At 68.4% G+C, this 13,081-nt stretch carries 15 protein-coding genes; 3 read left to right on the plus strand and 12 right to left on the minus strand.

Features of this window, described 5'->3' with window-relative positions:
- Positions 1 to 60: 60 nt before the first annotated feature.
- From ARC20_RS02445 to ARC20_RS02470, 6 genes are read right to left on the minus strand one after another with little or no spacing between them, the layout of a single operon-like run.
- Positions 61 to 1,308, minus strand: coding sequence for a cysteine desulfurase (locus ARC20_RS02445; protein WP_057643776.1), 1,248 nt, complete (start codon positions 1,306 to 1,308; stop codon positions 61 to 63).
- Positions 1,305 to 2,567, minus strand: a complete 1,263-nt coding sequence (sufD, locus tag ARC20_RS02450; protein ID WP_057643779.1) for a Fe-S cluster assembly protein SufD — start codon at positions 2,565 to 2,567, stop codon at positions 1,305 to 1,307. Before sufD ends, ARC20_RS02445 begins: the two co-directional genes overlap by 4 nt.
- The gene (sufC, locus tag ARC20_RS02455; protein ID WP_057643781.1) at positions 2,567 to 3,328 is read right to left on the minus strand and encodes a Fe-S cluster assembly ATPase SufC; all 762 of its coding nucleotides are present in this window, start codon (positions 3,326 to 3,328) and stop codon (positions 2,567 to 2,569) included. Before sufC ends, sufD begins: the two co-directional genes overlap by 1 nt.
- A 43-nt stretch (positions 3,329 to 3,371) precedes the next feature.
- A complete protein-coding gene (locus tag ARC20_RS02460) occupies positions 3,372 to 3,782 on the minus strand; it encodes a lysozyme inhibitor LprI family protein (RefSeq protein ID WP_237642489.1) in 411 nt (136 codons plus the stop codon).
- Positions 3,779 to 5,239, minus strand: coding sequence for a Fe-S cluster assembly protein SufB (gene sufB / locus ARC20_RS02465; RefSeq protein ID WP_057643784.1), 1,461 nt, complete (start codon positions 5,237 to 5,239; stop codon positions 3,779 to 3,781). Before sufB ends, ARC20_RS02460 begins: the two co-directional genes overlap by 4 nt.
- A 16-nt stretch (positions 5,240 to 5,255) precedes the next feature.
- The gene (locus ARC20_RS02470) at positions 5,256 to 5,714 is read right to left on the minus strand and encodes an SUF system Fe-S cluster assembly regulator (RefSeq protein ID WP_057643787.1); all 459 of its coding nucleotides are present in this window, start codon (positions 5,712 to 5,714) and stop codon (positions 5,256 to 5,258) included.
- A gap of 181 nt (positions 5,715 to 5,895) precedes the next feature.
- On the opposite strand from ARC20_RS02470, the gene ARC20_RS02475 reads away from it, so the two are divergent.
- Both ARC20_RS02475 and ARC20_RS02480 read left to right on the plus strand, forming a co-directional pair.
- Entirely contained in the window at positions 5,896 to 6,363 is a 468-nt protein-coding gene (locus ARC20_RS02475; protein ID WP_057643818.1) for an SET domain-containing protein, read from the plus strand.
- A gap of 84 nt (positions 6,364 to 6,447) precedes the next feature.
- Positions 6,448 to 6,990 carry a type 1 glutamine amidotransferase domain-containing protein gene (locus tag ARC20_RS02480; RefSeq protein WP_057643789.1) on the plus strand — a complete coding sequence of 181 codons (543 nt, stop codon included), beginning with the start codon at positions 6,448 to 6,450 and terminating at the stop codon, positions 6,988 to 6,990.
- 4 nt (positions 6,991 to 6,994) lie between these two features.
- On the opposite strand, the gene ARC20_RS02485 is transcribed toward ARC20_RS02480, so the two are convergent.
- From ARC20_RS02485 to fusA, 6 genes are all read right to left on the minus strand, one after another.
- A complete protein-coding gene (locus ARC20_RS02485) occupies positions 6,995 to 7,588 on the minus strand; it encodes a DUF1439 domain-containing protein (RefSeq protein WP_057643792.1) in 594 nt (197 codons plus the stop codon).
- An 86-nt stretch (positions 7,589 to 7,674) separates the two neighbouring features.
- Positions 7,675 to 8,208 carry a hypothetical protein gene (locus ARC20_RS18725; protein WP_237642490.1) on the minus strand — a complete coding sequence of 178 codons (534 nt, stop codon included), beginning with the start codon at positions 8,206 to 8,208 and terminating at the stop codon, positions 7,675 to 7,677.
- A 54-nt stretch (positions 8,209 to 8,262) separates the two neighbouring features.
- On the minus strand, positions 8,263 to 8,559 hold the full coding sequence (locus tag ARC20_RS02495) for a DUF3861 family protein (protein ID WP_057643794.1): 297 nt from the start codon (positions 8,557 to 8,559) through the stop codon (positions 8,263 to 8,265).
- A gap of 100 nt (positions 8,560 to 8,659) precedes the next feature.
- The gene (locus ARC20_RS02500) at positions 8,660 to 9,163 is read right to left on the minus strand and encodes a M23 family metallopeptidase (RefSeq protein WP_425478500.1); all 504 of its coding nucleotides are present in this window, start codon (positions 9,161 to 9,163) and stop codon (positions 8,660 to 8,662) included.
- A gap of 187 nt (positions 9,164 to 9,350) precedes the next feature.
- On the minus strand, positions 9,351 to 9,749 hold the full coding sequence (locus tag ARC20_RS02505; RefSeq protein ID WP_057643802.1) for an HU family DNA-binding protein: 399 nt from the start codon (positions 9,747 to 9,749) through the stop codon (positions 9,351 to 9,353).
- 165 nt (positions 9,750 to 9,914) lie between these two features.
- Positions 9,915 to 11,948, minus strand: coding sequence for an elongation factor G (gene fusA, locus ARC20_RS02510; protein ID WP_057643805.1), 2,034 nt, complete (start codon positions 11,946 to 11,948; stop codon positions 9,915 to 9,917).
- Between the two features lie 184 nt (positions 11,949 to 12,132).
- Here fusA and ARC20_RS02515 point away from each other — a divergent pair, with 184 nt between their 5' ends.
- Positions 12,133 to 12,570 carry an OsmC family protein gene (locus tag ARC20_RS02515; RefSeq protein WP_057643808.1) on the plus strand — a complete coding sequence of 146 codons (438 nt, stop codon included), beginning with the start codon at positions 12,133 to 12,135 and terminating at the stop codon, positions 12,568 to 12,570.
- Positions 12,571 to 13,081: the final 511 nt, after the last annotated feature.

Genomic DNA, 13,081 nt, shown 5'->3' on the forward strand with positions numbered 1-13,081 from the left:
TTGTAGCCGCGCGCCAAGGATGCGGGCAGGCGGAAGCGCCGCCTGCCCGCCGGTCCCGGTTCAGCCGAGCAGCTGCCGCACCTTGCGCAGGGCGACGATGAAACGCTCGATTTCCTCGTGCGTGTTGTAGAACGCCAGCGACGCCCGGCAGGTCGCGGCCACGCCGTAGAACTGCAGCAGCGGGTGCGCGCAGTGCTGGCCGGAGCGTACCGCCACGCCTTCCAGGTCCAGCAGGGTGGCCAGGTCGTGGGCGTGCGCGCCCTCGATGAGGAACGAGACCACGGCGGCCTTGTCCGGCGCGGTGCCGAAGATGCGCAGGCCTTCAATGCGCTGCAGCTCCTCGGTGAAATGCGCCAGCAGCTTGCCTTCGCGGGCCTCGATGTGCGCCAGGCCGACCGATTCCAGGTAGTCCACCGCCGCGCCCAGGCCGATGAAGCCGGCGATGTTCGGCGTGCCGGCTTCGAACTTGTGCGGCGGGTCGTTGAACACGGTGCCGTCGAAGCTGACTTCCTTGATCATCTCGCCGCCGCCCAGGAACGGCGGCATCGCCTGCAGGTGCTCGCGGCGGCCCCACAGGGCGCCGGTGCCGGTGGGGCCGCACATCTTGTGGCCGGTGATGGCGTAGAAATCGCAGCCGATCGCGGCCACGTCCACGCGGCGATGCGGCGCGGCCTGCGAGCCATCGATGACGGTGACGATGCCGCGCTTGCGTGCTTCGCGGCAGATGTCGCGCACCGGGTTGACGGTGCCGAGCACGTTGGAGACGTGGGCCAGCGCCAGCAGCTTGACCTCGGGGGTCATCGCCGCGCGCAGGGCATCCAGGTCCAGCGTGCCATCGGGATGGATCTCGGCGACGCGAATCTTCGCGCCGGTACGCTCGGCCACCAGCTGCCACGGCACGATGTTGGCGTGGTGCTCCATGCGCGAGACCAGGATCACGTCGCCGGCCTTCAGGCGCGGCAACGCCCAGGAATAGGCGACCAGGTTGATCGCGAACGTGGTGCCGCTGCACAGCACCAGTTCGTCGGCGCGCACGTTGAGGAAGCGGGCGAGCTTGTCCCGCGCGCCCTCGTAGACCTCGGTCGCCTCGGTGCCCAGCGCGTGCACCGCGCGGCTGACGTTGGCGTTCTGGCGGCGATAGAACTCGTCGGTCGCCGCGATCACCTGCATCGGCTTCTGGCCGGTGTTGGCGTTGTCGAAGTAGATCAGCGGCTTGCCGTGGACCTGGCGCAGCAGCAGCGGGAAATCGCTGCGCACGCGCGCCCAGTCCGGCGCGGTGTCCACGGGGGCGGTGACCGGGGCGTTCATGCCACGCCCGCCGACGACAGCGCGGCATCCAGTCGCGCGGACAGGAAGCCGGCGAGTGCTTCCGGCAGGCCGGACAGCGGCTCATGGCAGAACGCCGCGCTCAGCAGCGCCTGGGCCTGCGCCTGCGGCAGGCCGCGCGAACGCAGGTAGAACAGCGCATTGGCGTCGAGCTGGCCAACCGTCGCGCCGTGCGCGGCCTGCACTTCGTCGGCATCGATCACCAGCACCGGCTGGGTATCGATCTCGGCATTGGCGGACAGCAGCAGGTTCTTGTTCGACAGCCGTGCATCGGTGCCGTCGGCGCCCGGGCGGATATTGATGCCGCCATGGAACACGACGCGGCTGCGATCGGTACCCACGCCCCGCCACAGCAGGCCGCAGGAGGTATCGCGCGCGATGTGCTCGATGCCCAGCCGGGTGTCGATATGGCGACGGCCATTGCCGAGCAGCACGCCGTTGGCGTCCAGGCGGGCGTTGTCGCCTTCCAGGCGCACGTTGAGCTCGTGCCGGCTCAGGCCGGCGCCGAGTTCCAGGTCAATGCGCCGGTACATGGCGTCGCGGGCGAGCACCGCGTCGGTGCGCAGCAGCGAGGTGAAGCCGGCGCCCGCTTCCTGCACGCGGGCGTGCGAGAGCTTCGCGCCCTGCGCCAGGTGGACGTGGGCCACCGCGTTGCCGAGGTGCGCGTTATCGCCTGCCTGCAGGTGATGTTCGAGCAGGGAGAGCGTTGCGTCGCGGCGCAGTTCGACCAGGTGGCGCGGATGCCAGGCCTGGTCGCCCTCGCCGGCGGCATTGATGAAGACCAGGTGCACCGGCGCGGCCACCTGCACGCCGTCATCCACGCGCAGCACCACGCCTTCTTCGGCGAGCGCGGCGTTGAGGCGGGCGAACACTTCGTCGGCATGCGCGTAGCGACGGCCCAGGAAGCGCGCGGCTTCCTCGCCACCGGCCAGCGCGGTGGAAAGCGGCTGCAACGTCACGCCGGCCGGCAGGCCGTCGAGCTGCGACAGCGCCGGCGCGTGGCGGCCATTGACGAACACCAGACGCGGCGCGGGGATGTCGGCCAGCAGCTGCGGGTCGACCACGGCCGCTTCGGCCGGCGCGGCCGCGAAGCTGCGGCGCTCCAGGGCGCGCAGCGGGGTGTACTTCCAGGCTTCGCTGCGCGCGCCGGGCAGGCCGTCGCGCAGCGCTTCGTCCAGTACCGTCTTGCGTGCCGCATCGCCGTGGAAGCCGGCGGCGAGGGAATCGAGCAGGACGCTCATCAGACGGTCTCCGGCGCCACGCGGTCCTTGAGCCAGGCGTAGCCGTGCTTTTCCAGCTCCAGCGCCAGTTCCGGGCCGCCGGTCTGCACGATGCGGCCGTCGGCCAGCACGTGCACCACGTCCGGCTTGATGTAGTCGAGCAGGCGCTGGTAGTGGGTGATGACCAGGAACGAGCGGTCAGCCGAACGCAGCGCGTTGACGCCGTCGGCGACGGTCTTCAGCGCATCGATGTCCAGGCCCGAGTCGGTTTCGTCGAGGATCGCCAGCTTCGGCTCCAGCACGGCGAGCTGGAAGATCTCGTTGCGCTTCTTCTCGCCGCCGGAGAAACCTTCGTTGACGCCGCGGTGCAGCAGTTCGTCCTTCAAATGCAGCACGGCCAGCTTCTGCCGCACCAGCTTGAGGAACTGCATGGAATCCAGTTCTTCCTGCCCGCGCGCCTTGCGCTGCGCATTGAGCGCGGCACGCAGGAAGTAGGTGTTGTTCACGCCGGCGATTTCGACCGGGTACTGGAACGCCAGGAACAGGCCGGCGGCGGCGCGCTCTTCCGGTTCCAGGTCCAGCAGGGCCTTGTCGTCGAATTCAACGGTGCCGGCGGTGACCTCGTAGCCGTCGCGGCCGGCGAGCACGTTGCCCAGCGTCGACTTGCCGGCGCCGTTCGGGCCCATGATCGCGTGCACCTGGCCCGGCTGCACGTCCAGCGACAGGCCCTTGAGGATTTCCTTGCCGGCGACGCTGGCGTGGAGGTTTTCGATCTTCAACATGATGTTTGCTTCGCAATGCGGAAAGAAGAAGGCGGGGCGTACGTCAGCGGCCTTCGCCCGCGGGGGCGAGGAATTGCTTGCGCAGGTAGGCGGTGCGCTGGCGGGTCAGTTCGGTCTGGGCGGCGGCGCGTTCGAGTGGATAGAGCGAGCCGTATTCGACGCGCGGATCCTGCTTGTCGGCCACGGGGAACTGCGCCGCCAGGTCGGCGTCGCGCAGCTGTACCCACAGCCGCTGCGCGCTCTTGAGCCGGGCGAGCGCAACGCTTTGGCCCTTCAACTTGGCCAGCACCTGCGCGTAGGTGGCGTTGAGTTCGGCGTCGGCCTTGCGCAGGTCGTTGAACGCGCACTGGTTCATTTCGGCCTGGTTGCCGGCCGGATTGCAGGCGATGTCCTGCGCCGAGGCGTGCGGCGCCGCGGACAGGCCCAGGGCGAGCAGGAGGGCGGCGCGGATCATCCGACCGACCCTTCCAGGCTCACTTCCAGCAGCTTCTTGGCTTCGACGGCGAATTCCATCGGCAGCTCGCGGAACACCTGCTTGCAGAAGCCATCGACGATCATCGACACCGCGTCCTCCTCGCTGATGCCACGCGCGCGGCAGTAGAACAGCTGGTCTTCGCTGATCTTGGAGGTGGTCGCCTCGTGCTCGACGGTGGCGCCGGGGTTCTTCACTTCGATATAGGGGAAGGTGTGCGCGCCGCACTTCTTGCCGATCAGCAGCGAATCGCACTGGGTGTAGTTGCGCGCGCCATCGGCATTGCGGTCCACCTTCACCAGGCCGCGGTAGGTGTTCTGACCACGGCCGGCGCTGATGCCCTTGCTGACGATCTTCGACTTGGTGCGCTTGCCGATGTGGATCATCTTGGTGCCGGTGTCGGCCTGCTGGCGGTGGTGGGTGAGCGCCACCGAGTGGAACTCGCCCACCGAGTCGTCGCCCAGCAGCACGCAGGAGGGGTACTTCCAGGTGATCGCCGAACCGGTCTCGACCTGGGTCCAGGTCACCTTGGCGCGCGCGCCGCGGCATTCGGCGCGCTTGGTCACGAAGTTGTAGATGCCGCCGCGGCCTTCCTCGTCGCCCGGGTACCAGTTCTGCACCGTCGAATACTTGATCTCGGCGTCTTCCAACGCGACCAGTTCCACCACCGCGGCATGCAGCTGGTTCTCGTCGCGCATCGGCGCGGTGCAGCCTTCCAGGTAGGAGACGTAGGCCTTGTCCTCGCACACGATCAGCGTGCGCTCGAACTGGCCGGTGTGGCCGGCGTTGATGCGGAAATAGGTGCTCAGCTCCATCGGGCAGCGCACGCCCTTGGGGATGAACACGAAGCTGCCGTCGGAGAACACGGCCGAGTTCAGCGCGGCGAAGTAGTTATCGCCCACCGGCACGACGCTGCCCAGGTACTGGCGCACCAGTTCCGGGTGTTCCTGGATGGCCTCGGACATCGAGCAGAAGATGATGCCTTTCTCGGCCAGTTCCTTGCGGAAGGTGGTACCCACGGAAACCGAGTCGAACACCGCGTCCACGGCCACGCCCGCCAGCTTGGCGCGTTCGTGCAGCGGCACGCCGAGCTTGTCGTAGGTGTCCAGCAGCTCCTTGGGCACGTCGTCGAGCGACTTGTACTTCGGGCCCTTCGGCGCGGAGTAGTAGCTCAGCGCCTGGAAATCGATCGGCGCGATCTCCAGCTTGGCCCAGTGCGGCTCGCGCATGGTCAGCCAGTGGCGATACGCCGACAGGCGCCATTCGGTCATCCACTCCGGCTCGTTCTTCTTGGCCGACAGGGCGCGGATGATGTCCTCGTCCAGGCCGGGCGGGAGCGAATCCGACTCGATGTCGGTGATGAACCCCGCGTCATAGCGGCGGCCGAGCCGTTCGAGGATCTCGGCGTTCTGCGGGGTGGTGACTTCTTCGGTGGCCATGGGGGCTGCCTACGCTTCAGGAAGCGGCGACATGGGCGGCGATCAAGCGTCGCCGGCCGTCGCCGGTGGTGGAAAGGGGGTGCAGCATCTGCGCCAGGGTCACGCCGCGCAGGGCGTCGGCGACCACGTCGTTGATGAGCCGCCAGTTCGAGCGCACGCCGCATTGCTGGGCGATGCCGCACTGGCTGTGGTCCTGGCTGCACTCGGTGATCGCCAGCGGGCCTTCCATCGCCTCGACGATCTCGATCAGGGTGATCTGCTCGGCCGGACGCGCCAGGCGGTAGCCGCCGTGCACGCCGCGCAGGCCTTCCACGAGGCCGGCCTGGGCCAGCGGCTTGAGCAGCTTGCTGACCGTGGTGGTCTCCAGCCCGGCCTGTTCGGCCAGGTCGCTGGCGCTGAGCACGGCGCCGGCGCGCGCGGCAAGCACCGTCAGGACGACGGTGGCGTAGTCGGTGAGCTTGGTGACGCGCAGCATGGCGGCGGGGTGGGGGTCGGGAAAGCGGACTGAAATTGTACGCTTTTGCGCCGGGCAGGCCAACCCTCGCATTCATGCGGGGGACGGCCAGCGCCTCCGGGCGTCCGGAGGGCCGCGTCCCGGGATTGGCGCGGCCCGGCTGCCCGGGCCACAATGCCCGACCCCTTCGATGGAAGTTTTCATGACGCGCAAGATCGCCGCCCGCAAATCCCGTATCCACGGCAATGGCGTATTCGCCGTGCAGGCGCTCAAGAAGGGCGAGCGTGTCATCGAGTACAAGGGCCGCCGCCGCACCCACGCCGAAGTGGACAAGGATGACGCGGGCGACGTCGAGACCGGCCACACCTTCCTGTTCACCCTCAGCGACGACTACGTGATCGACGCCAACTACGAGGGCAACGACGCGCGCTGGATCAACCACAGCTGCGATCCGAACTGCGAGGCCTCCATCGAGGAAGCCGAGGGCGACGACCGCCGCAAGGACAAGGTCATCATCGAGGCGCTGCGCAACATCAAGCCGGGCGAAGAGCTGACCTACAACTACGGCATCACCCTGGCCGAGCGCCACACGCCGCGCCTGAAGAAGATCTGGGAATGCCGCTGCGGTTCGAAGAACTGCACCGGCACCATGCTGCAGCCCAAGCGCTGACGGGCACGCCGCGCATACGCGCGGCTCACGCACGGGCAACGCGGCCTGCGCGAGCCTCGGTCCTCCCTCACACGGAGGACCGACATGGCCCACCAACTCCAAGGCAAGAAGGTCGCCATCCTCGCGACCGACGGTTTCGAACAGTCCGAACTGCAGGAGCCCAAGCGGCTGCTGGAATCCTGGGGCGCGCAGGTCGACGTGATCGCGCCAGACGGCAAGAAGAAGATCCGCGGCTGGAAGAAGGCCGACTGGGGCGACGACCTGCCGGTCGATCTCGGGCTGGGCACCGCAAGCGCGGAGGCCTACGACGCGCTCGTCCTGCCGGGCGGGGTGATGAATCCGGACACGCTGCGGCACGAGCCGGCGGCGCTGGATTTCGTGCGTTCCTTCGCGCAGGCGGGCAAGCCGCTCGCCGCGATCTGCCACGGCCCGTGGCTATTGGCGGAAACCGGGCTGGTGAAGGACCGCGAGGTGACGTCCTGGCCGTCGCTGAAAACCGACCTGTCCAACGCGGGCGGGCGCTGGAAGGACGCCGAGGTGGTGGTGGACGGCCAGATCATCACCAGCCGCAAGCCCGACGACATCCCGGCCTTCGCCGATGCCGTCGCCAAGGCCCTGGCGGCCTGAGTGTTTAACGGCCCTGCAGCAGCGAGGCCGGCACCAGCGCTTCCACGTTCTGGTTGAAGTGCACCACGAGCCGGCCGTTCTCCACCGCGGCCGACTCCACCTGCAGCGTGCCCATCAGGCTGGCCACGGCCGGGTCGAGCTTGTAGATCGGCTCGCGGCGCGCGTAATCGGCCAGCCACACATTGAGCAGCTCGCGGGTGCGCGAATCCAGCTTGCCGCCGGCCTGCGCCGGCTGGAACGCATCGACGGTGGGTTGTTCGAGGAAGAAGCCCTGGCGCGCGGTGTCGTAGCGCAGCTGGCTGCTCAACGCGACATTGCCGACCGGCGTCGGCGCACCGCCCGCGGTGGCCATCGCCAGGTCGAAGCTCATGTTGAGGCGGTTGCCCGGCGGCAGCTTGAGCTGCGGATGGCTGACGGTCAGTTCGAGCAGGCCGCCGAGCGCGTCATGGGTCTGCGGGAACGTGCTACCCAGGTACTGCTGGACATCGCCGGCCTCGACGCTGACCTGCGACCCCTTGATGCTCGGGGCGGCCATGCTGGCGAAAGGCAGCGCGAGCGCGCCGGCGAGAACGAGGGCGAAAGGCAGTCGGGCTTTCATCGGTGCGTCCGGAGCGGGCATGAGGCCATCCACCTTAGCGGCGCACGGTGAATGACCTCTGAGCAGGAATTGAAAGTGGTGCGGGATCAGTCCAGCGTCGGCTGCAAGGACGCCGAAGTGATCTCCCAGCCGCTGCCATCCACGCGCGGGCGCAGGCGATACCAGCCGGTGTAGTGGCGATTGCCGCCGCTCATGCGCGCGGTGAGTTTCACCGGCACTTCCACGGCTTGCGGTGGCGTGTTCTTGTCCAGCGCGGTGGGTTCGCCGGATTCGATGCGCAGGCTGTTCAGCCCCTCCAGCGAACGCAGGTTGGCATCGTCGGGCACGGGCGAGGGACGGCCGCCGGTCCACATCGCATCGGCTTCGCCGGTGCGGGCGGGCAGCGCCGTGATGTAGGCGTGCACCACGGAGACCGCCGCCGAGAAGGCGGCATTGCGCGCGCGGCGCTCGGCGGCGGATGGCGCCGCGTCCGTCTCCGGCGCGGCTTCGTCGTTGTCGGCGGGAAGGGCGGCGGCTTCGGGTGCCGGCTCCGGTATGGCGGTCGCCTCCGGGTCGCGGTGGCAACTGCACCCACCCAGCCACAACAGCGCGAACAGCATCACGCCCTGCTTCTTGGTCATCGCCACGCTCCCCGGTTGAAGCCGGCAGTGTAGCGAGGGCAGGGCGTCGTGGCTTCAGCCTTCCTTGGGCAGGCGCGCGGCGGCGGCCAGCAGGCTGTCCAGGTGCGGGCGCAGCTGGGCGACGGCGCGGTCCTGCGCGTGCGGTTCGGCGGCGACGGATTTCAGCAGTTCGATCGCCACGGCCAGGGCTGCGCAGCGGTCGCCGCACAGCCCGCGCTGGCGTTCGAACTTCTCCAGCGTGCGCATCCAGTTGTCGGCCGAGCGCTGCTCGAATTCCAGCGCGTTGCCGCTGGGCGGGCGCCCGTCGGTTTCCAGGGGGGTGACGGTGATGCGGTAGCGTTGCGCGGACATGGCGGCGGCGATGGAGGGGGAATGAAGCCAAGATAGGCCCGGTCCGCCGTGCGAACGAGGCGGACCCCCATGACGGAGTGTTCCAGCCTCTGTGTCCGGTTCAGTGCGTTGCGCGCAGCAGCGGCAACGGGTCGCGGGCGCCATCGCCGGCGTAGACCCCGTAGTGCAGGTGCGGCGGGGTGGTACGCGCGTTGCCGGTGTTGCCGACCGTGCCCAGCAGCGTGCCCGGGGCGACGATGTCGCCTTCCTTCAGCCCGGGCGCCCAGTCGCGCAGGTGGGCGTAGTAATGCCGCTCCCGCGCCGGTCCCAGCACCCAGACCTGGCGCCCGCCCAGGCCACGGTCGCGGACCGCCACGACGACGCCGGGCGTCGTCGCGCGCACCGGCGTGCCCGCCTTGGCGAAGATGTCCACGCCGGCATGGCGACGCTCGCTGCCGCGCGGCGCGCCGAAGGTGTCGGCCACCTGTCGCGCGCGTACGCCTTCCACCGGCATCGGCAGCGCGGTCGGCGCGGGCATGCGCGAGAGCGTCCACAGCATGCGCGCGTGCACCGCGAACGGCTGCTCCCAGGCCCAGCGGCCGGCGAGGCCCAGGGCCAGCAGCATGCAGGCGGTGATCAGCGGCGCGCGCCAGCGGGCGCGGCGGGGAGGCGTCGTATCCATGGCGTGCGTGTCGTCGATGCGGCAAGCCCAGCATGACAGGCACGGCGTCCACGCGGCATGCGTGTCCCCAAAAACAACGAGACGGCGCATGGCCGTCTCGTCGGGTACTGCCTGAAACTCGGGACGGCGATTAGACCGCGGCGTCCTTGAGCTTCTTCATCGGGCGCACCTTCACCTTGACGGTGGCCGGCTTGGCGGCGAACCACTGCTCTTCCTTGGTGAACGGGTTGATGCCCTTGCGCTTCGGCTTGGCCGGCACGCTGACCGAGGTGATCTTCAGCAGGCCCGGCAGGGTGAAGCTGCCAGCGCCCTTCTTGCTGATCGAGGCGTGCACGGCGCCTTCCAGCGAAGCCAGCACGGCGCGGACGTCCTTCGCGGCCAGCGAGGTGGCTTCGGCGATGTGGGCAACCAGGCCCGACTTGCTCAGCGCTTCCTTGATCGGCTTGGTAGCGGCCGGCTTGGCGGCGGTTTTGGTGGCGACTTTCTTCGCTGCCTTCTTCGGGGCAGCCTTCTTAGCGGTCTTTGCCATGGTGTCCTGTTCCGTAAACGGTGGGTTGTGGAGTCGCGCCGACCCCGTCGGCAACGCGAAATGTAGGGCAAGTATCGCGCGACGCCAATAGGGCATCGACAAAAAAAGCCATAAAAAATGCGATGGACCGGTTTCGACCTCGGGCATGAGCGCTTTTGGCGCAGGTCAATCCTCCTCGGCGCCAGGTTGGTGCGCCGCGACGAGACGTTGCTGCACGCCCGCCGGCACGGGCTCGTAATGGCTGAAATCCAGCGTGTAGCGACCCTGCCCGGCGGTGGCGGACTTCAACTCCGCCGCGTAGCCCTCCAGTTCGGACAACGGCACCTGGGCGCGGATGACGATCTCCCCGCGCCGGCTGTCGGTGCCGTGGATGCGCGCGCGCTTGGAGGCCAGGCCGCCGGTGATGTCGCCGGCCTGCGCCTCCGGCGCGCTGACTTCCAGTTCCACGATCGGCTCGAGCACCTGCGGCGTGGCGCGCGACACGGCGTCCAGGAATGCCTTGCGCCCGGCCGCCGCGAAGGCCACTTCCTTGCTGTCCACCGGATGGTGGCGGCCGTCGTACACCACCACGCGCACGTCCTGGATCGGGAAACCGGCGATCGCCCCGCCGCCCACCGCCTGGCGCACGCCTTTTTCCACCGCCGGCATGAACTGCCCGGGGATCGTGCCGCCCTTGACCTCGTCGACGAACTCGAAACCGCCGCCGCGCGGCAGCGGCGACACCCGCAGGTAGACCTCGCCGAACTGGCCCGCGCCGCCGGTCTGCTTCTTGTGGCGGTGGTGGCCTTCGGCGGCGGCGCCCACGGTTTCGCGGTACGCGATGCGTGGCACGCGCGTGGTGACTTCCACGCCGTGGCGCTGGGTGAGGCGGTCGAGCATGATGCGCAAGTGCAGGTCAGACAGCCCGCGCACCAGCGTTTCGTGGGTTTCGACCTGGTGTTCGACCAGGAACGCGGGATCTTCCTGCGAGAGCTTTTCCAGCGCCGTGGCCAGCTTCTGTTCCTGGCCACGGCTGGCTGGCGATATCGCCAGCCCGAACATCGACTGCGGGAACTGCGTCGGCGCCAGGTGCAGGTGGTCCTGCTCGTGGCGGTCGTGCAGCACCGCGTCGAAATGCACCTCGTCGACCTTGGCGATCGCCGCGATGTCGCCGGGCACCACCTTGTCCACCGCGACGTGGTCCTTGCCCTGGATGCGATACAGGTGCGCGGCGCGCACGGGCTTGCGGGCATCGTCCACCAGCAGCGGCATATCCTTGGCCAGCGTGCCCTGGTAGAGGCGGAACACGCCGATCCTGCCGACGAACGGGTCGTTGACGATCTTGAAGACATCGGCCACCACCGGCGCATCGGCCTGCGGCGTGACGGTGACTTCCTCGCCGTCCGCGCTGAAGGCGGGCGGGTTGCCCTCCACCGGGCTGGGCAGCAGCTCTCGGCAGATCCGCAGCAGCTCGGCCACGCCCATGCCGGTGCGCGCCGAGACGAAGCACACCGGCACCAGGTGGCCCTCGCGCAGGCACTGCTCGAACGCTTCATGCAGTTCCGTGCCGGAAAGCCCGGACTCGCCTTCGTCCAGGTAGTGCTCCATCACCGTCTCGTTGATCTCCACGACCTGGTCGACGATGGCGCGATGCCATTGCGCCACGGGGCCGGCGTCGCTGTCGCCCGCATCGGCGGAGAAGCAGTCCACCACGCGGCGCCCGCCCTCTGCCGGCAGGTTCAATGGCAGCACCTGGGGGCCGAAGCTGTCGCGCAGGTCGGCGAGCAGGGCGGCGGCATCCACGCCTTCCTGGTCGATCTTGTTGACCACCAGCATGCGGCACAGCCGGCGTCCTTCGGCGCGCTGCATGAAGCGGTGGGTGCCGTGCTGCACCCCGCGCGCCGCATCGACGACGACCATCGCCGTTTCCACCACGGCCAGCGGCGGCAGCGCGGCGCCGCGGAAATCCGGGTATCCGGGCGTGTCGATGAGGTTGAGGTGCAGCCCGGGCTGGTCGATGGACGCGATGGCGCTGTCGATGGAGTGGCCGCGTTCGCGTTCGGCCGGGTCGTGGTCGGAGAGGGTGGTGCCGCGTTCGATGCTGCCTGCCGCCTGCAGGGCGCCGCCGGCATGCAGCAGGGCTTCGAACAACGTGGTTTTGCCGGCGCCGGGGTGGCCTGCCAGGGCCACGTTGCGGATGTCGCGGGTATCGTGGGACATGAGCCTTTCCTCCAGGGTAAGAGAGGCGTCATGGCGTCCGGGGGCCTGGCCACGGAACGGGCCGGGGCGGGGTCATGGCCCGGGCAATGTAGCGCGTCCGGCGCGCGTTCCCCGTTGCGACGCACAAACCCGTCACGAATGGCGGGCTATGCTGCGTGTCCTCATCCCCGCAGGAGAAATTGCAATGGGCATTTCGCGTCACGCCACCGCGCACTGGGAAGGCGACCTGAAGACCGGCAAGGGTTTGTTGAACACCCCGCAGAGCGGGCTGCTGGACAACACGCGCTATGGCTTCAACAGCCGTTTCGGCGACGAGAAGGGCACCAATCCGGAAGAGCTGATTGCCGCCGCGCATGCCGGCTGCTTCACGATGGCGCTGTCGGCGCAACTGACTGAAGCGGGTTTTCCGCCGAAGTCGCTCGATACGCGTGCCGAAGTGGATCTTTCGATGGAAGGTGGGCCGCAGCTGTCGCAGATCCGGCTGAAGCTCAAGGCGGTGGTGCCGGGGATCGATGAAGCGCAGTTCCGCGAGCTGGCGCACAAGGCGGAGAAGAATTGCCCGGTGTCGAAGGCGCTGAGTGCGGTGCCGATTTCGCTCGAGAGCGAGTTCTCGAACGGGTGAGTTTTTTTGCTGCTTGGGCAGCGTGGTTTTGGAGCGGCGCTCTTTCTGGGGGTGCCGCTTTTCTTTTGGGTTGGCGATTGGTTTTTTTTGAGGCGCGCTGCAGGGTGCGGTTGGTGTGTCGTCTTACGGTGCGGGCCCCGGTCTGCCGTATAGGTTCGTCACGGCTCGGGCAGACATCCTGTCTGACTCGCCGCCGCGGGCCATCCATGGCCCGCTGACGCCCCTATACGCCAGCCCGGCGCTGGGCGCGTCAATGTCTCCACTTCGTCGAGGGCGCGCAGGAGGGTGGGAGGGGAAGAGCAAAAGCCAAGGCCAAAGCCAAAGCCAAAGCCAAAGCAAAAGCCTTCGGCTCAACCTCTTCATTTCTCCAATTACTCCTCCCGCTTCTTCCTTCCGGTCGCGGCTGAAGCCGCTGCTATGCGTTGCGGGTGCGGCGGGCTAGGTGTTTGTGTGCCTGGCTTTGGCTGTTGTCGTCCGGTCGAGGGGATCTGAAGGGACTGTGGGGGCGGGG

Source organism: Stenotrophomonas panacihumi (assembly GCF_001431645.1).
GTDB classification, from domain to species: Bacteria; Pseudomonadota; Gammaproteobacteria; order Xanthomonadales; family Xanthomonadaceae; genus Stenotrophomonas_A; species Stenotrophomonas_A panacihumi.